Raw genomic sequence first — 24,719 nt, forward strand, 5'->3', positions numbered from 1 at the left:
AGTTGTTGCTATGGGTAAAGTACATATAGAAATTGATGGTCAACAGTTAGAAGCGGAAGTCGGTTCAATGATTATTGAAGTTGCCGATAAAGCTGATATCTATATTCCGCGTTTCTGTTATCACAAAAAGCTCTCTGTAGCAGCAAATTGTCGAATGTGTATGGTGGATGTTGGTAATTTGCCCAAAGCTGTTCCGGCTTGTGCAACACCTGTAGCGGAAGGAATGGTAATCAATACCAAGTCTGATAAAGCGGTTGAGGCTCAAAAGTCTGTTATGGAATTTTTGCTGATCAATCACCCACTCGATTGCCCCGTTTGCGATCAAGGTGGCGAATGTGAACTACAAGATTTGTCGGTCGGTTATGGCAACGATGTTAGCCGCTATACCGAAGGCAAACGCGTTGTAAAAGATAAAAACTTGGGACCGTTAATAGCCACCGACATGACTCGCTGTATTCATTGTACGCGTTGCGTGCGTTTCGGGCAGGAAGTTGTCGGCATCCGCGAAATGGGTGCCACCGGTCGCGGTGAACATATGGAGATAGGAACCTACATAGAAAGCGCAGTTGAATCGGAAGTCTCGGCAAATATTATTGATTTGTGCCCGGTTGGTGCGTTGACCGCAAAACCGTCAAGATTTAAAGCGCGTGCCTGGGAGTTACGACAATCTTCATCAGTTGCAGCGCATGATTGTTTGGGATCTAACGTTTACGTGCATCACCGGCGTGGCGAAATCATTCGAGTTGTCCCGCGTGAAAATGAAGCGATAAATGAGGTGTGGTTGTCTGATCGAGATCGTTTTTCCTACGAAGCATTGACCGAAGGTCAGAGGCTACTTAAGCCAAGAATTAAAAAAGATGGTGAGTGGCAAGAAACCGACTGGCAATCGGCGCTAGAACTGGTTGCTAAAGAGATGAAACGGATAGTCGGTGGTTCTGAGGGGAATGATTTTGGAGTCTTGGTTGGCAATAATGTTACGACGGAAGAAAGTTATCTTGCTCAAAAAATGTTGCGCGGAATAGGGTGTAATAATATTGATTTTAGATTACGTCGGCGTGATTACAGCGGTGACGGTCGTGGCAGTGTTAGAAGTGGCTTTAATTTTCCAATGTCGCAATTGGATACCATGGATGCAACGTTGTTAATTGGCGCTGATTTACGCCATGAGCAACCTTTGGCGGCACTGCGAGTGAGAAAATCAACCGGTTTCGGTAAGGCGATGGCGATTAACCCATTTGACGGGGAATATAATTTCCGTTTAACCCAAGAGTTGCAACCAAAGCCGAATAAACTCGCTCATGAATTTGCGCGCGTATTGGTGGCTGCTGATCAGTTGAGACCGGATGTATTGAGTGCCGAAGCTAAAGAGTGGTTAAGTGGCATAGAAGCCAATGAAGTCCATCAACAAATGGCTCAGAACCTCATTGATGGCGACTCATCTTGTATATTAATGGGGGTTTACGTTCAAGAGCATCCGCATGCTGAAGTGATCAACTGGCTTGCTGAATCGGTGTCTGCGGTTACTGGTTCTGAATGGGGATATATGACTCAAGGGTGCAATGCGGCGGGCAATAAAATTGCAGGCTCTGTACCGTGTCAATCTGCCGCTGGAGGTAAATCGCAGTCTGGTAAAAATGCTCGAGAAATGATTACCCAGGGCATGAAAGGCTACATGTTGATTAACTGCGAACCGGATGTGGAAAGTATTTGGGCAGAAGCGGCGCTTAAAAATTTAACCTCAGCCGATTGTGTGATTGCGCTAACGCCTTTTTCAGACGGGCGCGTTGCTGATTATGCTGATGTGATGCTGCCCATTGCTGGTTGCTACGAAACCTCAGGAACCTATGTCAATGTTGAAGGTAAGTGGCAGTCTTTTTCAGCAGCCGTAGCGGCAAAGGGTGAAGCGAGACCAGGTTGGAAAGTGCTTAGAGTGTTGGCCAATTTGTTGGAGGTTAATGGCTTTGACTATGAATCTTCTCAGCAAGTCATCGAAGAGCTGCGAGAAAAATTTGAAGCTGTAGGTGATGCTCGAATCGCTCGCAAGGTTCCGCCTCCACTTGAAGAAGTTGAGGAGTCACAAGTTACCAGAGAGAGTTTGGGGTTATATAGGGTCGACCCGATGGTAAGGCGAGCCATTGCGTTACAAAAAACACCCAAGGCTTCCACCCACCCGATCAGTATTTCGAGGGTTAAGACATGAGTGAAGGTATCTTTGATGTCGATTTCATGGCGTGGCTCGAGACCGGCGCTTGGATAGTAATCAAAATTCTAGCGATTATGTTACCGCTGATTTTGGCAGTAGCTTACACGACTTTTGCAGAACGAAAATTGATCGGTTATATGCAGCTGCGTGTGGGTCCCAACCGAGTTGGTCCCAAAGGTTGGTTACAACCGATCGCAGATACCGTCAAGTTGATCATGAAAGAGATCGTGGTACCGAGTGGTTCAAGCAAAACGTTATTTGTTTTAGCCCCTGTGTTGTTTATCGGCCCTTCGTTTGCCGCCTGGGCGGTGATTCCTTTTGATGCAGGTTTAGTACTCGCCGATGTTAATGCCGGAATTTTATATGTTTTGGCGATGACATCGATCGGCGTTTATGGGGTAATCATTGCAGGGTGGGCATCGAATTCAAAATATGCGTTTCTAGGTGCAATGCGGTCTGCTGCTCAAATCGTTTCTTATGAATTAGCGATGGGATTTGCGTTAGTCGGGGTACTCATGTGTGCGCAAAGTATGAATTTGGGTGAAATCGTTCTGGCTCAATCTGGCGGGTTATTGCAATGGTTTTGGATTCCGCTGTTCCCGCTTCTCGTTGTGTATTGGATATCAGGCGTCGCAGAAACCAATCGAGCGCCTTTTGATATGGCCGAAGGGGAGTCAGAAATCGTTGCCGGTTTTCATGTTGAATATGGCGGTATGGCGTTTTCACTATTTTTCTTAGCCGAATACGCTAACATGATTTTAATTTCTTTCTTAACGGCCTTAATGTTTTTTGGCGGGTGGTTGTCGCCATTTGAAGGCTATGGCTGGTTAGATGATATTACCGCTTGGGTACCGGGTACTGTTTGGTTGTTGTTAAAAGCAGCAGTGTTTTTGTTTGGACTAATTTGGATTCGAGCGACTTTCCCGAGATTTCGTTATGATCAAATTATGCGTTTGGGATGGAAGATATTTATTCCTGTTACCCTAGTTTGGTTAGTGGTAGTTGCAATTTGGATAAAAGCCGCGATTTGGCCATTTAATTAAATGGTTTTTGTGGAGCGCTAATGAGTAATTTAAAAAGCTTTTTTAACAGTTTTACGCTTCGTGAGTTACGCACTGGGTTAGCTGTTACTTGGCGGAATATGTTTCGTCGTAAAATTACCATCCAATATCCCGAGGAGAAGACTCCGCAGTCGCCGAGGTTTAGAGGGTTGCATGCACTTCGTTCCTATCCTAATGGTGAAGAACGTTGCATTGCTTGTAAATTATGCGAAGCAGTTTGCCCGGCGGCGGCTATCACCATTGAGGCTGGTCCACGAGAAAGTGACGGTACGCGTAGAACAACCAAGTACGAAATCGATCTATTTAAATGTATATATTGCGGTTTTTGTGAGGAGTCATGTCCAGTCGATTCGATCGTTGAAACTAGAATATTCGATTATCACTTTGAGGAGCGAGGTGATCACGTCATTACTAAAGAGCGCTTACTAGAAATTGGCAGAAAGTATGAAGACCAAATAGCCGCAGACAGAGAAGCCGATGCGAAGTATCGGTAGTCTATTCTTTGGCGAAAAGTGAGCAAAAGAGAATCAACGGTGAGTCAATTACTGTATGTGAGTAGTAATGCAATAAAAAATGACAGCAATCAACAAATAACTAAAAGCAGAATTTAACCAATAGACTGCTAAAAAAAACAGTATTAAAGATCAGATAGAATCAGTATTAAAGAACATAGAAAAGAACATAGAAAAGAACATAGAAAAGAACATAGAAAAGAAGTACTAAAGAACAAGATGCAGAGTGATATGGATGATAGTTATTCAATGTATCTTGAAGATGGGTTGCGATAAAAGCTCAGTCAGATCAAATAGTAAAAAAACACAATAAGAGACCGCTTAATGAGTTTTCAGATTATTGTCTTTTACAGTTTTGCCGCGTGGTTAATTTTTTCGGCGCTCATGGTCGTTAGCAGCAAGCATTCTGTAAAAGCCGCTTTATTTTTAGTTTTAAGTTTTGCCTCAGCATCAGCCATTTGGTTATTACTAGAGGCGGAATTCTTAGCGATAAGCCTTATCGTCGTCTATGTCGGTGCGGTTATGGTTTTATTACTGTTCGTAGTCATGATGTTGGATGTCGATTATGCCGCCTTGAGGCAAGGGTTTGTAAAAAAACTGCCGCTGGCATTAATCATTTCCGCAATATTTCTGGCGGTATTGTATGGTTTTATTACCAGTGGCCAGTTTTCATCTGATGCTTACCCAGTACCACAAGCGAAACCGGCAGACTATTCCAATATTAAGGCGCTTGGGCGGGTTCTATATGATGAATATGTTATTGCGTTTGAAATCGCCGCCGTCATTCTGTTAGTGGCTATTGTCGCAGCAATCGCTCTCACTTTCCGAGGGCGACGCAATCGCAAGACACAAAATATCAACAAACAATTACAAGCGAGTAAGTCTAATCGCTTAAAAGTCATTTCAATGAAGCCTGTGATTCAAGAAACCGAAAATGCTAATCCACAAGCCGAGAAAAAAGACGCTGAGGTAGTGCCTGGAGAAACCAGTGCTAGCGGCGAAGCAGGTGGCGATAATGAATCCGAAGGTAACAATAAAACAGCCAGTGGTAAGGAGAAAACATCATGATAGAGTTATCGGATTACCTGCTGCTAAGTGCGATTTTGTTTGCGATCAGTGTTGCCGGAATCATTATTAATCGAAAAAACGTTATTACCTTGCTCATGTGTATTGAGCTTATGTTATTAGCGGTTAATACAAACTTTATTGCCTTCTCTCATTTTTTAGAAAACACAGTGGGGCAAGTATTTGTCTTTTTTATTTTGACAGTCGCCGCCGCCGAAGCTGCCATTGGCCTTGCGATAATTGTCGTGTTGTTCAGAAACAGAGCGACTATCGATGTTGAGCAGCTCAATCAGTTGAAGGGGTAATAAAATATTATGCTTAATCAATTGCTTGCTATCGTATTACTACCGCTAATCGCGTCGGTCATTGTTGGCTTGTGTGGTCAATTCTTAGGTCGGCAATGGTCACACCGATTGACGATAGCCGCAGTTGCAGTTGCGACTGTTTTAGCAACGAGCATTGCCATTGGTTTCTATAATGGCCAGTTAAAACCCGCTGAATATGTTTTATACAATTGGGGACAGTTTGGTGACCTCGCCAAGGGCGGAGTCAAAATCGAAGTCGGTTTTTTAATCGACTCATTAACGTCGACAATGATGGCCGTAGTAACTTTTGTCTCTTTAATGGTTCACATCTATACCATTGGCTATATGAAGGAAGATCCTGGCTATCAAAGGTTTTTCTCTTATATATCGTTGTTTACTTTCGCAATGCTTACTTTAGTGATGTCGAATAACTTCCTGCAATTATTCTTCGGTTGGGAAGCGGTCGGCTTGGTTTCCTATTTATTGATTGGGTTTTGGTACAAGAAACCGACGGCAATTTTTGCGAATTTGAAAGCATTCCTGGTTAATCGAGTGGGAGACTTAGGTTTTCTGTTAGGTATTGCCGGCGTATATTATATTTTTGGTAGCTTTAACTATCTCGAAGTGTTCGAGCAGGTTAAACAGGGATTTGCTAATGTTGATATTGCCGTCACTGATGAAGTGGTATGGTCAGGAATTACTTTTGTTTGTATTGGACTATTCATCGGTGCAATGGGTAAGTCAGCTCAGGTTCCACTGCACGTATGGCTGCCAGACTCGATGGAAGGTCCAACACCTATCTCTGCATTGATTCACGCTGCAACTATGGTAACTGCGGGCGTCTTTATGGTCGCTCGAATGTCGCCATTATTTGAACAATCTGAAGTGGCCTTAAATTTTATTTTAATGATCGGCGGAACCACGGCGTTATTTATGGGCTTTTTAGGCGTTATTCAGAACGATATTAAACGAGTTGTCGCTTACTCGACGTTATCACAGCTCGGCTATATGGTGGTTGCGCTTGGCGCTTCTGCGTATTCGATTGCGATTTTTCATTTAGCGACTCATGCTTTCTTTAAAGCGTTGTTATTTCTAGCTGCCGGCTCGGTGATAATCGCCATGCATCACGAGCAAGATATTCGTAAAATGGGTAACCTTAAGAAGTATCTGCCGATTACTTATATAACAAGTTTAATTGGCTCATTAGCACTTATCGGAACGCCATTTTTCTCTGGTTACTACTCCAAAGAGGGGATTATTTTAGCGGTAAACAACTCCCAATTGGCTGCGGCAGATTACGCTTATATTTGTGTTTTGATAGGGGTCTTTTTTACTGCACTATACTCATTTAGGATGTTTTTCTTAGTGTTCCACACGAGCGAGCGAATGGATCAACATACTAGAGACCATTTGAAAGAACCTTCGGCCGTCGTGACGGTTCCGTTGATTCTTTTGGCGATTCCATCGCTTGTTGTCGCTTGGTTTATAGCCGATCCAATCGTCTCTGGTCGATATTTTGGGGATGCGATTGTCGTCGCAGCAAGTCACGATACCGTCGCGCCATTGATCGATCTTTATCAAGATTGGTTTAGTTTCGCTATGCATGGTCTCGCACCTTCGCCATTCTATTTGGCTATCGCCGGTATAATGGTTGCTTGGATTTTTACTGTTTGGAAACCAGAATGGCGAGAGACATTGAATAGTCGAATCGGATTCATCGGGAATATTCTCCGCAATAATTATTATTTCGATAAGATTTACATCAATTACATCACTGCAGGTGGAGTGGGTTTAGGCGCCCGATTTTGGAAATGGATCGATGCTGGATTAATTGATGGGATCATTGTTAATGGCAGTGCCAAAACGGTTGCCGCGATCTCTGGTCAAGTGAGAAAAATTCAGTCGGGATATTTATATCATTATGTGTTTGTAATGGTGATTGGATTGTTAGCGTTTTTGGCCTGGGTTTATTGGCGCACACTAATGAATTAAATCGAATTGACATATTCGGTTGTGAACAAGCTGAGACAAGAATAATTAATACAAGGGTTGACGAACAAGCATGATTGAAAAATTACCCATATTAAGTTTGCTGATCTGGTTGCCAGTTTTTGGTGCGCTTGTAGTGCTGTTCATCACTGGAGAAAAGCATCGTTTTATTAGTCAATGGATATCATTGGTATCCGCAGTTGCAACGCTCCTGCTCAGTCTTTGGGCTTGGAGTACATTTGATTCGAGCCGTTATTATCTGCAGTTTGTCGAAGACCAAAGTTGGATAACCTCTTTGAACATTCGCTACTCATTGGGGGTCGACGGTTTTTCATTGCCTTTGATTGCGTTGACTTCGCTGATGACGGTCATCGTAATTATTTCAAGTTGGAATAACATTAAAATAAGATCCGCCCATTATTTAGCTGCGTTTTTGATGATGGGGGGATTAATGAATGGCGTGTTTGCTGCGACTGATGCCATTTTGTTTTATGTGTTCTGGGAAGCCATGTTAGTACCGATGTTTCTGATTATTGGTATTTGGGGAGGCCCGAATAGAATTTACGCGACGTTAAAGTTTTTTATTTACACATTCTTTGGTTCGGTTTTTTTGTTAATCGGACTAATCTACCTTGGTCTCGAAGCGAAAAGTTTTGATATATTTGCCATGCACTCAATGGTTTTACCGCTTGATACTCAAGAACTACTCTTTTTTGCTTTCTTGATCGCTTTCGCAGTCAAAGTGCCTATGTGGCCTGTGCACACTTGGTTACCCGATGCACATGTAGAAGCCCCAACAGGAGGTTCGGTGATTTTAGCGGCAATCATGCTGAAAATGGGAACTTATGGCTTCGTCAGATTTATGCTACCTATTGTTCCCGATGCGTCAATGGCAATGGCCGATCTGATGATCATTTTGTCGCTTATCGCCGTGGTTTATATTGGTTTTGTTGCACTGGCGCAAAGAGATATGAAAAAGCTTGTTGCTTATTCGTCGATCGCGCACATGGGATTTGTAACACTTGGATTATTTATTAGTTTTGCTTTAATTGATAAAGGGAGCATTCCCACTGCGATTATGGGAATTCAAGGGGCCCTAATTCAAGTGATTTCTCACGGCTTTATTTCCGGTGCAATGTTTCTCTGTATTGGCGTGCTTTATGATCGAATACATAGCCGAGAGATCGCCGACTATGGCGGTGTTGTTAATACCATGCCAAAGTTTGCAATGTTTTTTATGTTGTTCGCAATGGCGAATGCTGGGCTGCCAGGAACCTCGGGGTTTGTCGGTGAGTTTTTGGTTATTATTGCAAGCTTACAAGTCAGTTTTTGGATTGCGGTTCTCGCGGGATTAACTCTCATTCTTGCCGCTGGATATACGCTTTGGATGTACAAAAGAGTCGTTTTTGGAGAGGTTGCCAACGAAAAAGTCGCTCAGTTAAAGGATTTAAAATTACGAGAGTATATTGTGTTAATTGTCCTGGCGGCTTTAGTTTTAGCTTTTGGTTTTTATCCGGCACCTTTACTCGAACTTATGCAACCCAGTGTCGAGCATCTAATCGACTGTAATTTGGTCTCAAAATTATCACCAGAAGGAATGTGTTCGTAATGAATCAATCGATAAATTTTTCTTTACTCACTTCCGAAGTTTTTTTGCTGTGCGCTATTTGTGTAATTTTAATTGTTGATCTTTTTCAACGTGACAAGGAAAGAAAACTTACTTTTAACCTGACGCTAGTTTCGTTAGTGACTTTGTTTATCCTTGATGTTAATCAAATTAATGTTTTAAGAGAAGTTGGGTTTTATGGGCATTGGGTCCAAGACCAACTCGCGGTTATTCTTAAATTAGCTATCTATGCAACGACTTTTATTGCCTTGCTCTATGCGCGACCATTTATCAACCATCGAGCGTTAATGCGCGGAGAATATTACATTCTGACCTTATTTTCGGTGTTAGGAATGATGATAATGGTCTCCGCTAACAGTTTCTTAATCGTTTATCTTGGCTTAGAGTTACTGTCTTTATCGCTTTATGCACTGATAGCATTACAGCGGGACTCTAAATCGGCATCAGAGTCTGCGGTAAAGTACTTTGTCATGGGGGGGCTTGCCTCTGGTTTTTTGCTCTATGGTATTTCATTAATGTATGGAGCGACGGGCAGCATATTAATCGCAGATGTCGCTGCGCATTTTAATGAAAACCAATCATCGTTGATTGGGAAGTTTGGTCTGGTTTTTATTGTAATAGGTCTCGCGTTTAAGTTTGGCGCTGTCCCCTTTCATATGTGGCTTCCGGATATTTATCACGGTGCGCCAAGTTCAATTTCCGCGTTTATTTCCAGTGTACCTAAGATTGCGGCATTTGGCATGGCTATGCGATTGTTGGTCGAGGCGTTTAGTCAATTGGTCACCGACTGGTCGACAATGATATTAATACTAGCATTACTATCTGTTATTTTTGGGAATCTTATTGCGGTTGTGCAAACCAACTTGAAGCGCTTACTGGCTTATTCAGCAATCGCACATATCGGCTATTTTTTATTGGGAATTGTTACTGCGACACCCGAAGGAAATTCAGCAGCAATGTTTTATATTATTGTTTATGCCTTGATGACAGTAGCAGGCTTCGGCATTGTGATTCTTATGAGTACCGAAGAAAAAGAATACCAAAATATTAGTGACCTTCGCGGACTCGGACGGTTTCATCCATGGTATGGTTTAATGTTTGCTGTGGTAATGGTTTCTATGGCTGGGATACCACCATTTCTTGGGTTTTGGCCAAAGCTTGAAATTTTTAGGCAGTTAATCCTTAATGATTATATTGTAGAGGCCGTCATTGCCATTGCATTTTCGGTTGTAGGGTTATTTTATTATCTTAAAGTCATAAAAGAAATGTTCTTTACTGATGCGACTGATAGTCCAGAGATTACCTCTAGTCGGTCTCTGAAGGTAGCAATAAGTGTCAATTGTTTATTGCTAGTCATTATTGGGCTGATGCCTGATAGTATATTCGAGTATTGTATCAGTGCGTTTAAGGCGATTAGCTAAGGATCTCAAAAGTGGAATGGCTTCAGCAACAACTGCAAACATATTTACCATTAATTTCTGAAAACAACCTCATTCAGGCTTCTTTAATCTTTTTGTTTGCAGCAATTGCATCAAAGATTGCACGAGCGATTATAGAGCGGATTCACGTTCATGCTGCGGGTCGAACTGCCAATCCACTCGATGATCATTTGTTCGCTATTTTACAGCGCCCTGTTGGCGTATCGATTTTATTAATCGGGACTTATCTCGCCTTACTCAAGTCACAGTTAATCGTTGACCAAATGCCGCTTGTTGAATCAGTGTTGGTTACTATTGCCGTTTTTTATTGGCTGCGATGTGTGTTGGATGGAGCGAGATTTTCTTTGAGACTATTAAGCGGTGATGAATCTCGTTTGAAAGTTGTTCAGAGTCATACATTACCGTTATTTGAAAATGTCGCTGTGATTATTATATATGGCGCTGCAATCTATTTTATTTTTGTCGCTTGGGATATCGATGTCTCTGCATGGATCGCTTCAGCAGGTATTTTAGGTTTAGCACTTAGTTTCGCTGCAAAGGATACCTTAGCAAACCTTTTTGCTGGTGTTTTTATATTAGCCGACACGCCATACAAAATAGGTGACTTTATTGTTCTTGATAGCGGCGAACGGGGCAAGGTCACCCATATTGGAATTCGCTCGACCCGTATCCTTACGCGTAATGATGTTGAGGTTACTATTCCTAATGCCATTATGGGGAACACCAAAATCATCAATGAAACGGCAGGTCCTTCGAGTAAATACCGGATTCGCGTACAAATAGGCGTAGCTTATGGCAGTGATATTCCGAAAGTAAGAGCCGCGTTGTTAAAAGCTGCGAGCTCAATTGAAACGGTTGAAGCCGACCCGGCCGCTAGAGTGAGATTTCGTACTTTTGGTGACTCAAGCCTAAACTTTGAACTCTTGTGTTGGGTCGCTGAACCGGTACTTAGAGGTCAAGTGAGTGACTTACTTAACGAAGAAGTCTATAACGAGTTCAACCGTCAAGGGATCGAAATACCATTTCCGCAACGCGATGTTAATCTACGACAGATACCGCCAAAAGAATAATTGAAAACGAAAATTGATCAATTTGATCACAATGAAGTCGATAGTTATTCTTGTTGATCGCCACTAAATGGAGTGAGTAATGAAGCTAGGTGAAGCCATTCAAAAACAAGTCATTCCTGTAGTCTCAGTCATCACTGCTTTTTTAGTCGCTTGGGTTAACTTTCAAGCACAAACTAATCAAAAGCTTATTGAAAAGCAAGAAGAACTCGCTCAAGTAAGACAACAGGAAATTCGCGAGCAACAAGAAGCTTTGCAACTTAAGTTACAACAAATTGACAGTGAAATTAAATTAAGCAGAGAAGAGCGAGAGGAACGAGAGAGTAATCAAGAATTTAATCTTAAAATCTATGAGATTGTGACGCGTTCGATTGAAGAGCGGAACACGCAGAAGCAAGAAGCGGCGAAAGCTTTCATCGTTGTAATGGTAGAAGAACCACTACGCACCTCGCTTCTAAACGTTCTGAAACAAGGCGGCGATGAATCTATTCGTGCCAATGTGAGTAAAATATTGCAGTCAGAGGAAAGTTTTAAATCTGGAACAGGCGCCGTCGTTCAGAAAACTTACGATGCAGTAGCAAGTTATGCCTGGCGAGATTGGGACTTTGATTTGTTTTACTGTGCTGCGTCCGGGCCACAAGCAAAGCTTCAAGCAGAAAAAATTGGTGACCGGTTAAAGGCAGAAGGTGCAGAAGGAAGAATACGCGTGAGAGAATTACCGGAATCGCTCAACGCGAAAGCCGGCTATCGGATCTCGGGTTATCATATTCGTTACAATGAAGGTAATGAACTAGACACAGCACAAGCACTTAAACGTTTAGCGGATACAACACTGGGTGAGCAAACGAGTTTTGAATTAAGCGTATCCAATCAAAAAACCAGTTGGTATTTGAGTGCTTTTGTGTGTCCTACCAGTTAGCTCCAATGAAAGCCGAGTTTATTTTTCGGGATTATCTTTCATGATGCTAACCAGCAACGCCGGTAAAAAACTAAGACTCAACAGCGTTGAAAATAATATACCGGCTAACACAATAATGCCGACCCCACGATAGAGTTCTGCACCTTCTCCTGGAATCAATACTAAAGGAGCCAGTCCGAAAATAGTGGTTGCCGTCGACATCAGGATTGGCATAAGACGCTTATTAACCGCATAGCGAACCGCATCTACCACTTGGGAGCCCTTGCTCTGGAGGTACTTCCGCGTTTCATCAACGATTAATATTGGATTATTAACCACAGTTCCAAGCAGGATCAAAAAGCCCAACATTGTGATCATATCAAAGGGTTGATGGAATCCTCCGAGCCCCAGGTTATTGAGTAAGCCACCAAAACCATTTACTGTAATTAAGCCAAGTAATCCGCCAGCCATGCCGAGGGGGACCGTTGCCAAGATAAACAAGGGAAAACGCCAATGAGTAAATATAGCAACAAGGAGTAGGTAACAGAGCGCAACAGAAATAACAAAGTTGCTCGATAGCGATGCACGAGTTGACTCAAGTTGATCGGCTGCACCACTGATACTCACAATAATGCCTTGAGCGATTTTTCCTTGTTGCCAAAGTGACGGTAGCATTTCGGTTCTAATTATTTGTTCAGCGGTCTCTAACGCGACGTCTCTTGGTGGGATGATATAAACGGTAACCGTTCGGTTGCCATCAACCCGACGAATACTATTACTCCCTTTACTGATTGATAAGTCAGTGAGCGCATTTAGTGGCATGACTTTGCCCGCCGGTGTAATGATGGGAGAGTTTGCCAACTGCTCGATATTCTGCTGATTTCCTGCGCTACTAAAGAGAAATATATCGACCTTATCATCTTCTAAAATAAACTCATCAACATAAGCACCGTCACTTAATGCTGAGACTGAATAACCTAGCTCATTGCTCGAAAGCCCAAGCTCAGCTAATCGGTCCCAGCGAGGTTTAATCTCAATCATCGGTTGATTGAGGCTTAATGAGCCCGGATCGGAGTTAATCTGTGGATTCTCGAACGTTTTTTCGGCGGCCTGATAAATGGCTTCTGCGGCTTGGTATAGCTCAGTGATTCTTGGACCGGCTATGTCAATCGCGACAGCTCTGGTTCCGCCATCATTGCTAGAAATGATAGAGCCGCGAGAGGAGAACGCGCGCATCCCCGGGTAACTTTTAAACTTTTGAGTGATCGCATCCATCATATCTTGGATATAGGCATGATTGACCGGTGCACTAAGAAACCAAATACGGCTAACACTAACGCGCATATTATAATACGCGAGGGGCGGCATCTCCGTTTTACCACTTAGGAAATCATCTTCGGAAGCATTTACATAACCATTAAAATAGTCTCGTAGTTCATTACCGATCTTTTTCATCTCCGATAGGTTGTAACTCGGTGGGGCTATCATCATAGAGAATGCTTTCGGTTCTTCGCCCTCCGGTAAATATTCTGCAGCTGGCATCAACCAGTACGCTGAGCCCATTACCAAGACAACGAAACCGACCACTGATAATCGAGCGACCTTTTTGGTTTGAATAAAAATTTCGACAAAGTTAAGCCACTTACTGGACAATTGAATTTGTTGAGACTCATCGATAGCCTCTTTTTTACTGACGTTCGCTAATGCAACAGGAACCACGAAAATAGCCACCAACATCGATACGATAATCGCGGCCGAGATAGCGATGGCAATATCTGAGTAAAGTTGTCCTGCTTCTTGTTCGACAAACAGAATTGGGGCAAAAACAAGAACGGTCGTGGTGGTAGAAGCGAGAACCGCAGGCCAAACTTCCTGAACACCTTTGACTGCGGCTTCAAGTCGCTTAAACCCTTTTTTCTTTGCTTGCATGATACTTTCTAAAACGACGATTGAATTATCAACGGTCATACCGATGGCAAAAGCAATTCCCGCTAGCGAAATAACATTAATGGTTCGATTAAATAATAACAATCCTAAAAAGGCAGCAATGGTGCAGAGAGGAATTCCCAATACGCCGATAACAGTAGCTTGAGTCGAGCGAAGGAAAAGATACATGACAATGGTGGCGAGAAGTGCGCCCAGCGCCAAGTTAAACCAAACATTCTCGAGTGAAGTTTGGACATATTTCACATCATCACTTGTAAGGGTTAACTCCAACCCATTATGTTGCAACAAATCTTGGTTGATTTGCTCAACGACTTGCAACATCTTTGATTTAATATCAATGACGTTTGAGCCAGATTCGCGGCGTACAGATAAACTCAGAGTTCTTTCACCATTAAAATAAGCAACGCTGCGAGTTTCAAAATGATCAAGCTCAACACTCGCGACATCGCTCAGATAAATATTGGTATCGCCTTGCCGGGCGATTATCAACGATTTTAACTCTTCAACTTGATTAAAACGACCGATCATGCGGATCAAGTAGCGCTCTTTTCCTCCCTCAATGTCACCCGCTGAGGCATCTTTATTTCTTTCGCGTATTGCACTTCGAACCTGGGCCAAACTGATGCCCCTCTGCGCGAGGCGAGAAGGATCTGCTTTTATTTGAATTTGTCTGGCAGAACCACCACCAACTCTCACTTCGGATACGCCAGGAACGGTTTCCATTCGTGGTCGAACAAAGTCCTCGGCATAGTCGCGGATAAGATCCATATCAAGCTCTAAGGGATTGCCTGCTTGCGGGCGGAGTGTAAAAAACATAAACGCGTTGCTGGAAAAAGCACTTGCTAAGATTCGAGGTTGGTCGACATTTTCTGGGTAAGAGGGCACTTGACTCAATGCATTATTGACATCTAATAAAGCGTCACTCACTTCGACCCCAAAGGGAAACTCTAATTCGATCGAAGCTTCCCCGAGCTCTGCATAGGAAGTCATTCGTTGCAAGCTAGGTAGGTTTCTTAGATACCTTTCTTGTTCGATGAGGATCTCTTTTTCGACGTCTTGGGGAGTTGCCCCCGGCCATCCTGTAGAAACACTAATTGTTCTGACTTCGAGATCCGGTATCATTTGGACAGGTATTTTCAATGCACCAACGATGCCGAGTATTGTGACGATAAAAACAATTACTGCGACGAGCGTCCCATGTTTTACAGCTGACTGAAACACTAGTTGACTCCTTGAATAGCCGCGGTCGAGTTGACTACTACTACTGTCTGATTATCTTTGAGAAGCTCGGTACCCGAGACAACGATAGTCGCTCCCTTAGGTAAACCAGACACAGCTAACTTTTCAGCATCGCTTTTCAAAATGGTGATTTTGAATCGTTTAACTTTATCGCCGTTGACGACGAAAATACTGTTACCGCCATCAGGGTGTCTTTTTAGCGCTGAACGAGGTACCCAGGACAGCAGCTGATTTTGGTTGGATAAATTCACTCTAGCGCGTGCTGACATCCCTGGAACCAATAGCTCATTGCTTGGCAGATCGATTCTTAATTGGACTGTTCTGCTCACTGATTCAGAAACCGGCACAATACTCGTAATTGATAGTTCAAACTGTTTATTAGGCATCACGTCCGGTATAACCACCGCGGTCACTTTGGGCAGCGAAGAAAGTGTATTTAAATGTTCTTGCGGGAGGTCGACCAACAAACGAAGCGATTGGTTTGAAACGAGTTGGAAGAGTTGATTCTGTTGGCCTACCCATTCACCAATATCAACATGACGCTTTGCGATGGTTCCATTAAAAGGGGCAACGAGCTTGTGTCGCTTTACAATTTCTTTTTGCAAGGCAACCTGAGCTTGGGTGTTAGTCAATTCTGCATTAGCACTGGCTAGATTTGCTTTTCTCTCCGACAGTAAACTGTCGGCGACTACTTTACTTTTTGCTAGGGAAACGACTTCATCGTACTGGCGTAGGGCTTCTTGTTGTTGAATTTGTGCTGCTATCTCTCGCGCTTCAACTTGAGCGAGTCTCAGCTTGGCCAAGGTATCGTCCAGCGATAACAAGACTTGCCCTTGCGTAACGGTATCGCCCGATTCAACGTAAATTGATTGTATCAGACCTGCTTCAAGCGGGGCTAATTGGGCGTCTTGCGCTGCGGCTATGGTACCACTTAACTCGAGTGAAAATTGGTGGGGGACTTGCTCTGGGGTTAGCACGTCAACTTTCACGGTCGCGCTGTCACTTGGAAAAGCGATAAACAGCAAAATCAAACAACAACTAGGCAAGATAATCTTTCGCATGAAAGCCTCGGTTAATGGTCAATATGAGTCGGCTATTATGCCCCGATTGGTATTATTGGAACAGCGATATTCAGATTTAACTAGATGAGCCGACACTATTTGTATCAAATAGAATCGTAACAAAGCTTAACAACAAACCCGATTCCTACCGCTATCCTTTGCTCGGTACAAGGCAGAATCGGCCCGCGAAATTAGGGATTCTTGAGTTTCTTGGTTTTCCCAGCCTGCAACGCCAAAACTTGCGGTCACCCTTTTGAGTGGTGCAAAATCGGTTTTCGCTAGTGTTGTTCTTAGTTTTTCTGCGACAAGTTGCGCTTTGGTGACATTTGTGGAAGGGCAAATAATCAGAAACTCTTCGCCACCCCAGCGGCCCAGGTAATCATTGGTTCTTAGTTTTGCTTGGATAGTTTCGGCAATCTTTTTAAGAACGTTATCGCCCACATTATGGCCAAACTCATCATTTATCTTTTTAAAATAATCGACATCAAGCATGATCACCGATAGCGGTGAGTGATACCGTTTACTTTTTTCGATTTCTTGGGTAAAAACTTCATCCATTTTTAAACGATTAAACACACTCGTTAAGGAATCTGTCACCGAGAGGAGTTCGAGTTTACTTTGCGATTCTTTCAACTGTGCATTGAGGTTTTTCAAATAACGATTCCACCAAATAAGAATCAGTAGCACAAGGACAACGCCGATAGCGACTTGCCAATACTTTTGATAGTCGACATCAGGATCATAACTAACAACCGCTCCCTCACTCATAAACTCATCAATAAGGCGCGGATTAGTGGCAATCAATGACTTTTCAAGAATACTGTGCAAGGCAGAGTCCTCTTTGCGCGTCGCTAGAGAGGCGATGTCATCATAGATTGATGGAAGTACGCCAACAACTTTGAGTTCTCGAACTTTCTCATTATTGAATAAGTTTGCCGCTGAATACAGTGAAACGATGGTTCCATAGACTTTGTTTTGTTGAATGTAGTCTATTTCATCTTGTACGGTATCAACATAAACAAATTCGATATTCGGATGCGTCTTTCTAATTTGAGTCACTGCGTAATTGTTTCTGAGCATCGCAAAAACTCTATCTGATACTTCGTCGAGATCTCTGATGTAGGGTTCTTCTTTTTTGGCGACTACAACTCTTTTTATTCTGACGTATGGTCGAGTGAAGTTCATGAACTGACTTCTTTCTAAAGTTTTAGTCGCCCACGGCAAGATATCACATTTACCCGCATTTAGACCTTCAAGAGCATCCCCCCAGGGCAGTAGTTCAGTCGCTTCGAGCTTGAGTCCGCTTTTACCCGCGATTAAATTAACGATGCCAATGCTGGCATCATTACTCGCTTGTTGGATGACGTTGCATACCTTAAACACTCTATTGCTGTGAATAAGGGCCTTTTCCGCCGAATTGAATATTTCAGTGGTTTCTAAGTGAGACTCTTGAAAATCCTGGTTGCTACTCAACTCAACTTCTTGAGCGATGCTTTGGTTATCAGCGTTCAATACCATGAGGCTAATTAAAGCGAATATGATACGAACTGCATTTATCATTGTTATTAAGGACCTTAAGTAATTGAAACGACTTGGCGAATTTATTATGTCTGGGAAATTGGTATCTTTGTCGTACACTGCATCTTATGCAAAGTTTAGTCTAGTTTGACCATTTGTGGCGACTTTTTGCATGAATTCCAATTCCGGTTTAGCCACTGAGAGACTTGATAGCTTTATCCATACCCGCCATAGTGAGCGGATACATTTCTCCCTCAACCAATTGAGTGACCATTTCGATACTGTAGGTGTATTGCCAGTATTGTTGTTGAACTGGATTTAACCAGACGACTTTATCAAATGTTGCTTTGAGCCGCTGCATCCAAATATAGCCTGGTTCATCATTCATATGCTCGACACTACCACCGGCATGGGATATTTCATAAGGGGACATTGAAGCATCGCCAATGAAAATAACCTTATAGTCGCTTCCATAGGTCCTTAGCACCTCTTCTAGTGGAATATTCTCGGAAAATCGTCGCGCGTTGTCCCGCCATACATGCTCATAGATAAAATTGTGAAAATAGTAATATTCCAGATGTTTAAATTCCGTTTTACAAGCGGAGAATAGCTCTTCACAAATTCGAACAAAAGGATCCATTGATCCACCAACGTCAAAGAATAGCAATACTTTCACTGCGTTATGCCGCTCTGGCACCATTTTAATATCGAGTAAACCTGCATTTTTGGCGGTACTGCTAATCGTGTTGTCCAAATCAAGCTCTTCCTCAGCGCCACTGCGGGCAAACTTTCGCAGTTTTTTGAGTGCTACTTTTAAATTCCTGGTACCGAGTTCGACGCTGTCATCAAGATCTTTGAATTGTCGCTTCTCCCAGACTTTGACGGCAGATTTATTTCGACTTTCACCGCCAACTCTGATGCCTTCTGGATGATAACCGCTATGGCCGAAAGGTGAAGTTCCACCCGTGCCGATCCACTTATTACCGCCAGCATGACGCTCTTGTTGTTCTTTTAATCGCTCTTTAAAAGTTTCAATGAGCTTGTCTAGTCCGCCAAGCGCTTTTATTTCTGCTTTTTCTGCTTCGGAAAGTTGTTTCATAAACTCGGCACGAAGCCAGTCTTCTGGTATGAGCGCTTCGAGCAGATCGTCGATATTTTGCAACTCATTAAAATAGGCGCCAAATGCTTTATCGAAGCGGTCAAAATACTTTTCATCTTTAACCATGCATAATCGCGCAAGCAAATAGAATTCGTCAAGGTCACAGAAAGCAAGCCGTTTTTGCATCGCTTCGAGTAAATGGAGAAGCTCCTTGACTGAAACCGGTAAACCGAGCTTCCTGAGTGTGTAAAAAAAATCTATCAGCATAATAACGTTCGCTTTTTACGACTCTCGTCTAATCATAAAAGCTAGCTTTTCCAATAAATGAACATCTTGTTCGTTTTTTAATAAGGCGCCATAAAGTGGCGGAATTGCTTTAGTCGGATCGCGGTCTTTAAGCACGCCTTCCGAGATATCGTCTGCGAGGAGTAGTTTTAGCCAATCAATAAGTTCTGAAGTGGAAGGTTTTTTCTTTAACCCGCGAACCTCTCTTACTTGGAAGAAAATCTCCATGGCCTCTTGAAGTAACGAGGCTTTCAAATCGGGAAAGTGTACGTTGATAATTTGTTTCATAGTGGCTTTATCAGGAAAGCTAATATAATGAAAAAAGCAGCGCCGTAAGAAGGCATCGGGTAGTTCCTTTTCATTATTACTGGTAATGATAATGATGGGGCGATGTTTAGCGGTGATCGTTTCTCCAGTCTCGTAGACAAAGAATTCCATTTTATCGAGCTCTTGGAGTAAGTCGTTTGGGAATTCAATATCGGCCTTATCTATCTCGTCGATTAGTAGAACTGATTGTTTTTCTGAAGTAAACGCCTCCCACAGTTTGCCCTTTTTAATATAATTTTTAATATCGTGGACTTTATCCTCTCCCAGCTGAGAGTCTCTTAGTCTCGAAACCGCATCATATTCGTACAGTCCTTGGTGCGCTTTGGTCGTTGATTTAATATGCCATTGAAACAGCGGCATATCTAATGCAGCTGCGACTTCTTCTGCAAGCATTGTTTTGCCAGTGCCGGGTTCACCTTTAATTAATAACGGTCGCTCTAAGGTTTTTGCTGCGTTGACCGCCATCTGTAACTCTTCGGTGGCAATGTAGTTTTTGGTACCAGTAAAGCTCATAAGTGCCTCAATTTATAGTTGTCTTTGGTTTAATCTGTTGGATGTTCGTTATCTTCGTTCTTCTGCGGTCGATGCAGCATAAAGCGTCTTGCGCCTGACTCTGTCAAAGGGTCTGAAAAGTAATAACCTTGACCGACCTGACAACCTGCTTCAATGAGAAAATCGAGTTGTTCCTGGTACTCGATACTTTTAGCGGCAGGAATTCTATCTAGGGCATTAGCCATATCGATAATGGACTTGAGTAATGCATCATTATTGGCGTCCTGACCTATAGAGCGAATAAAGTTACGTTCAAGCTTAATTGAGTCGACGTTAATCACTTTCAAGTAGTTTAGGGGAGTATTGCCCGCACCGAAATCGTCGAGTGTTACCGTAAATCCATTTTGTTTGAGCTGATTAACGAACTCGATATTACTACTTAGCTCGGTAGCAAAGTGCTTTTCATTAATTTCGACTTGCAGATTCATGGTCGATAGGCCATAAGCCTTAATTTTTTCAAGCAGATAATCAGGTGAGCCAATTCTCTGACAATACTTAGGGTGTAAATTGATCGAAAAGATGGTGTGAAAGCCATCTTCCTTCCAGCGGTTTAATGTTCTGAAGGCCTGATTAATGAGCCACTCGGTAAGTGATTCTATTAATCCTGTTTCTTCCGCGATTTTTAAGAATTGCGAGGGATAAATAATATTGCCATCAGGCGTTCGCCAGCGAACGAATACCTCAAAACCATGAAATTTTTCGGATGCTAATTCGAACTTAGGTTGAAAAACCAGATAGAACTGATTGTTTTGAATTGCTTGCTTCAATGAGGATTTCATCGCTAATCTGTCTGAAGCTCGCTTATTCATTTCGCGATGATAAAAACTGATTTGGTTCTCTCCAACCGTCTGTGCTTGCCCTAAAGCTTCGTCTGCATGAGTAATCAGGTCGCTACTGTTACTTGCATCAAGCGGGAAGCAGGCAACGCCGACACAGGCAGTGACATTAACCGTTGAGTGCCCAACGAGCTGGGATTTGGACAACTGATTTAAGATGTCTTCTATTTTAAACGAGATATTTTCTACTTTGTCTTCGTTTTCCAAAATAATAAAAAACTTGTCCTGTTCGATTCGAGCAAAAGTATCATCCTTGTTTAAAACTTCCGTTATCCTTTGGCTCGCGCCAACGAGTATTTCTCTCGCTTGGCTTTTGCCAAGCGTATGTTGATAAAAGTCGAACTTATCGATATCGAGTTTTATCAAAGCAACATTCGTCTTGTTTAAACGCGCGTGCGCAATTGCATGAGACAGTCTATCCAAAGCAAGAACGCGGTTTGGTAATCCAGTGATACTATCAAAGTAAATAGCGCTCTCTTGAGCCTCGGTCCGATGACTGAGAGTGCTCGTATCAGTCATCAATATGACATATTCGGATTCAGGCTTAGTCGGGCTGAACGGATCAATTCGGATATCGACAACAAAACTAGCCCCCGATTTGGTCGGTAGAGAGGTTTCGCCTTGCCAGGCTCTTTTTTCTCGTAATTGTTTTTCCAGTTTTTGAGCGGTTTCTTTTTCAAACCTTGAATAAATGATATCAAGAATATTGCGGCCGATGAGTTTTTCTCCACTGTAACCGGTGAGGAGCTCATAAGCGTTATTGATGAATGCAATATTGAACTGATTGTCGGCAATGACAACGATATCTCGAGTTGCTTGTACCGCTTGTTCACAAATACTGCTTTTAATGGATTGCTGTCTTTCTTCAGTGACATCAGTCCACGTCCCGATCGCTTTTACGGGCTTACCTTCACGATCGCGTTTTATTAGCTTGCCTTGAACTCGGCACCATATCCACTCATCAAGAATAAATACACGATAAGTAACGACAATTTCTTCTTGCTCGCCATTATAAAATTTGTACCAAGCCACTTTGTTTTTGTTTTGATCTTCCTCGTGGATCAGTTGGCCATACTCATTAAAGTCATAAGTCTGTGGATCTCGTTGTGGTAATTGTATTTTCAACCGCGAGTCGGTAATTTTGGGACCAAATCGAGACCATTCCCAGGTCCCTTGGACGTGACTAAACAAGGCTAGCTCTAATTTTTTCTTACTAGATTCCAGTGACGTATTGTCATCTAAAACTTTCTCGTATTGTTTTTGGCGGTTGATCAATAATGCAAGACTGCCTGCAATAATAATGAATCCAGCAAACAGTTTTAGATAAAACCAGAAATCTCGAAAAGGACTGATCTCAAATGGAATTGTAACAGTACTTAAACTTTTATCGCTTCCATTCGCTGCCTGAATATTAAGTTGATAGTCACCAGCGGGCAGGTTGACGATTGATATTTGATTCCCGGAAGCAAGAGAAACCTCAGTTTCTGTGTCGCCAGTCAACCAATATTCATATTGCCATTTATGGGGAGAAATGTAATCAAGCATTGAAATTTTGAAGTTAATGACTTTGTCTTTTTCACTGAACAGTACACTTCTTTGTAGCCAGTCAAACGCATTGATCTGATATTGTTCTGATTTGCTTGCTATCTGGGTAACCTTAATCGGGGCGTCGTTACTTTCAGTATCCAGCGCTTTGGGATCGAAAATAAGGACCCCATTGGTACCACCGAAAATTAGTTGACCATTGCTCAATCGTCCAGCAGCGCCTTCATTGAACTCGTTGGTTGGCAAGCCATTATAATAGTCAAAGACTCTAAAGCTAAAATCCTCTCGGTTGATTTTGATTAATCCTGCGTGGGAGCTTGCCCAGATATGTTCATTGTCAGGTTGCAATGCGTGAATGATGTTGTCGGGGAAGCCCGTTTTTTGTTGTAAATGCTTTATCTCTTGGTCATTGCTTTTGGTTAAATCAAGTATATAAATGCCTGCAGCATTGAATGAGACCCAAAGTTTGTTACCGTCGATAAAAATATCCGTTAGTGATAGGTCATAACGCTTTTTTAAATGGCTGAATCGAAACACCGTCGACTTTTGATTACTCTTGGGGTCAAATTTGTCGAGTCGGTTTGCATAGCCTATCCACAGCGACTGGCCCGTATAGCGGATGAAGGTAACTGGTTCAGGGTTATCATTGGCATATAAGGTTCTGGGAAATTTAAAGCGTTCAGTTGTTGGATTAAAAGCGATTGCGCCTTGCTCTGATGCAAGCCAAAGGTTGCCGTCGGGTGATTCCGTAATCGCATAGATGAGGAACTCTTGACTGGCTTTTAATCGGTCAGGGCGGAATAGCTTGTGCTCGAATGTTTGTGTATCAAACTTGATAAGCCCGTTTCCTGTTGCCAGCCAGAGGTTATTTTCTTTTTTCAACATGTAGAGCATTCTGGTGGACTCGCCCTTTAATATTTCTTGCTCGCTAGATAAAAACTGCGTCAACGTCGCGTTCTTCACATCAAGAAAATTGAGACCGTCATCGCTACCTAACCAAAAATCTCCAGTTTCAGTCTCAGTAAAACTCCAGATAATGGGATTACTTAACTTTAAATTCGAATTTGCAGTGAGGCGTGAAATTGTTTGAAACTTTAAGCTAGCGGGATCCCAAATAAAAGCCCCTTGGCTTTCTGTACCAAGCCAGACTTTATTGTTTGCATCAATAAATAGTTTTTCAATCGAATAGCTTGAGTACTTGGGTAAAACCTCCGATAGCGAGAATAAATGTTTCGTTTCTTTGGTTTCGGTATCGAAGACAAAAGTCTTATCGCCAGAAGCAAAGATGACTTGTTGGTTAAATAGCTGTGCGGTATTGATATTTTCTCGACTCACCAGACTTGTCGGATTATTTGAGTTAGCTAAGTTGATATGCAGAGCGCCTTGCAAAGAAGCAATGAAAAGTGTGTTAGCTGATGTTTTAACGGTTTGAGTGATGATTTTTTCGTTAAATGGGTATAACAAATTAATCTTGTCGATTGCTTTGGATTGTTTATTAAACCGGTAAACACCTTGAGTTGTTGATAACCAAAAATAACCATCGTCATTTTCAGCCGACGTAATAAAAGCTTTGTCTTGCCATAATCTTTGGCTAGAAGGAAATGCTTGAACATCATTGGTATCGGTAGTGAGCCCTAAGATTGCATCTCGGGTTACGACCCAAAACTGCCCTGGAGATTCCTCAAAAACGTCAATTACAAAATTATCTTCTGCGTTTTTACCGGATAATTGCGGCAATATATAAGCGTCGGCTGCAGTGCGTTCTGGATTGATTCTGTAGAGGTTTTCGAATGTAGCCACCCAAAGCGCGCCGAACGAATCTTCTTTTATGGTGCTAATCGCTTCACCGGTTATTTCATTGTCCGGACCGTTGTATATATCAATGTCGGTACCAGTGAGACGATTCAGACCAGCCTCGGTTCCAATCCATACGAATCCATCTCGGTCCTGAAAGAATCGATTAACCGTATTTTGCGACAAGCCTTGTTCTGTCGAAAACTGTCGTACGCCGACCTGCTTTAATAGACTAGACGAATGGTCATCTGCCAAGAGTGGATTGGCGAATAAATAATTTAATAGTAAGCAGAAGTTTAAATATTTTATTAGTTTCAACGCTTTATATCCCATATCAGAGCGCTAGGTGG

The 24,719-nt window shown here is 42.5% G+C and carries 16 protein-coding genes; 10 read left to right on the forward strand and 6 right to left on the reverse strand.

Annotated elements, in window-relative coordinates; genetic code table 11:
- Window positions 1-10 precede the first annotated feature (10 nt).
- The 10 genes from nuoG (at window position 11) to FLL45_RS07655 (ending at window position 12,187) form a co-directional block, all read left to right on the forward strand.
- On the forward strand, window positions 11-2,200 hold the full coding sequence (gene nuoG, locus FLL45_RS07610) for an NADH-quinone oxidoreductase subunit NuoG (protein WP_142941437.1): 2,190 nt from the start codon (window positions 11-13) through the stop codon (window positions 2,198-2,200).
- A complete protein-coding gene (gene nuoH / locus FLL45_RS07615; protein ID WP_210247140.1) occupies window positions 2,197-3,246 on the forward strand; it encodes an NADH-quinone oxidoreductase subunit NuoH in 1,050 nt (349 codons plus the stop codon). Before nuoG ends, nuoH begins: the two co-directional genes overlap by 4 nt.
- Window positions 3,247-3,266: 20 nt before the next feature.
- Complete coding sequence (nuoI, locus tag FLL45_RS07620; protein ID WP_142941438.1) at window positions 3,267-3,758, forward strand: NADH-quinone oxidoreductase subunit NuoI; 492 nt, start codon at window positions 3,267-3,269, stop codon at window positions 3,756-3,758.
- A 342-nt stretch (window positions 3,759-4,100) separates the two neighbouring features.
- On the forward strand, window positions 4,101-4,844 hold the full coding sequence (locus FLL45_RS07625; protein WP_142941439.1) for an NADH-quinone oxidoreductase subunit J: 744 nt from the start codon (window positions 4,101-4,103) through the stop codon (window positions 4,842-4,844).
- Window positions 4,841-5,146, forward strand: coding sequence for an NADH-quinone oxidoreductase subunit NuoK (gene nuoK / locus FLL45_RS07630; protein WP_142941440.1), 306 nt, complete (start codon window positions 4,841-4,843; stop codon window positions 5,144-5,146). The genes FLL45_RS07625 and nuoK overlap by 4 nt, the downstream gene beginning before the upstream one ends.
- A gap of 9 nt (window positions 5,147-5,155) precedes the next feature.
- Entirely contained in the window at window positions 5,156-7,138 is a 1,983-nt protein-coding gene (gene nuoL, locus FLL45_RS07635; protein ID WP_185964368.1) for an NADH-quinone oxidoreductase subunit L, read from the forward strand.
- Between the two features lie 70 nt (window positions 7,139-7,208).
- Window positions 7,209-8,744, forward strand: a complete 1,536-nt coding sequence (locus tag FLL45_RS07640) for an NADH-quinone oxidoreductase subunit M (RefSeq protein ID WP_142941442.1) — start codon at window positions 7,209-7,211, stop codon at window positions 8,742-8,744.
- Window positions 8,744-10,183, forward strand: coding sequence for an NADH-quinone oxidoreductase subunit NuoN (gene nuoN / locus FLL45_RS07645; RefSeq protein WP_142941443.1), 1,440 nt, complete (start codon window positions 8,744-8,746; stop codon window positions 10,181-10,183). The genes FLL45_RS07640 and nuoN overlap by 1 nt, the downstream gene beginning before the upstream one ends.
- 11 nt (window positions 10,184-10,194) lie before the next feature.
- The gene (locus FLL45_RS07650; RefSeq protein WP_142941444.1) at window positions 10,195-11,271 is read left to right on the forward strand and encodes a mechanosensitive ion channel family protein; all 1,077 of its coding nucleotides are present in this window, start codon (window positions 10,195-10,197) and stop codon (window positions 11,269-11,271) included.
- Window positions 11,272-11,350: 79 nt separating this feature from the next.
- A complete protein-coding gene (locus FLL45_RS07655) occupies window positions 11,351-12,187 on the forward strand; it encodes a hypothetical protein (RefSeq protein ID WP_142941445.1) in 837 nt (278 codons plus the stop codon).
- A gap of 18 nt (window positions 12,188-12,205) precedes the next feature.
- Here the strand turns inward: FLL45_RS07655 and FLL45_RS07660 are convergent, their stop codons facing one another.
- The 6 genes from FLL45_RS07660 to FLL45_RS07685 all read right to left on the reverse strand — a co-directional run bounded on the left by FLL45_RS07660 (window position 12,206) and on the right by FLL45_RS07685 (window position 24,687).
- Complete coding sequence (locus FLL45_RS07660) at window positions 12,206-15,334, reverse strand: efflux RND transporter permease subunit (protein WP_142941446.1); 3,129 nt, start codon at window positions 15,332-15,334, stop codon at window positions 12,206-12,208.
- On the reverse strand, window positions 15,334-16,413 hold the full coding sequence (locus FLL45_RS07665) for an efflux RND transporter periplasmic adaptor subunit (protein ID WP_142941447.1): 1,080 nt from the start codon (window positions 16,411-16,413) through the stop codon (window positions 15,334-15,336). The genes FLL45_RS07660 and FLL45_RS07665 overlap by 1 nt, the downstream gene beginning before the upstream one ends.
- Window positions 16,414-16,539: 126 nt before the next feature.
- Entirely contained in the window at window positions 16,540-17,973 is a 1,434-nt protein-coding gene (locus FLL45_RS07670) for a transporter substrate-binding domain-containing diguanylate cyclase (RefSeq protein WP_142941448.1), read from the reverse strand.
- 148 nt (window positions 17,974-18,121) lie between these two features.
- Window positions 18,122-19,297, reverse strand: coding sequence for a vWA domain-containing protein (locus FLL45_RS07675; RefSeq protein WP_142941449.1), 1,176 nt, complete (start codon window positions 19,295-19,297; stop codon window positions 18,122-18,124).
- A 15-nt stretch (window positions 19,298-19,312) separates the two neighbouring features.
- Complete coding sequence (locus FLL45_RS07680; protein ID WP_142941450.1) at window positions 19,313-20,155, reverse strand: AAA family ATPase; 843 nt, start codon at window positions 20,153-20,155, stop codon at window positions 19,313-19,315.
- A gap of 29 nt (window positions 20,156-20,184) precedes the next feature.
- On the reverse strand, window positions 20,185-24,687 hold the full coding sequence (locus FLL45_RS07685) for an EAL domain-containing protein (RefSeq protein ID WP_185964369.1): 4,503 nt from the start codon (window positions 24,685-24,687) through the stop codon (window positions 20,185-20,187).
- Window positions 24,688-24,719: the final 32 nt, after the last annotated feature.

It is taken from the genome of Aliikangiella marina (genome assembly GCF_007004765.1).
GTDB lineage: Bacteria > Pseudomonadota > Gammaproteobacteria > Enterobacterales > Kangiellaceae > Aliikangiella > Aliikangiella marina.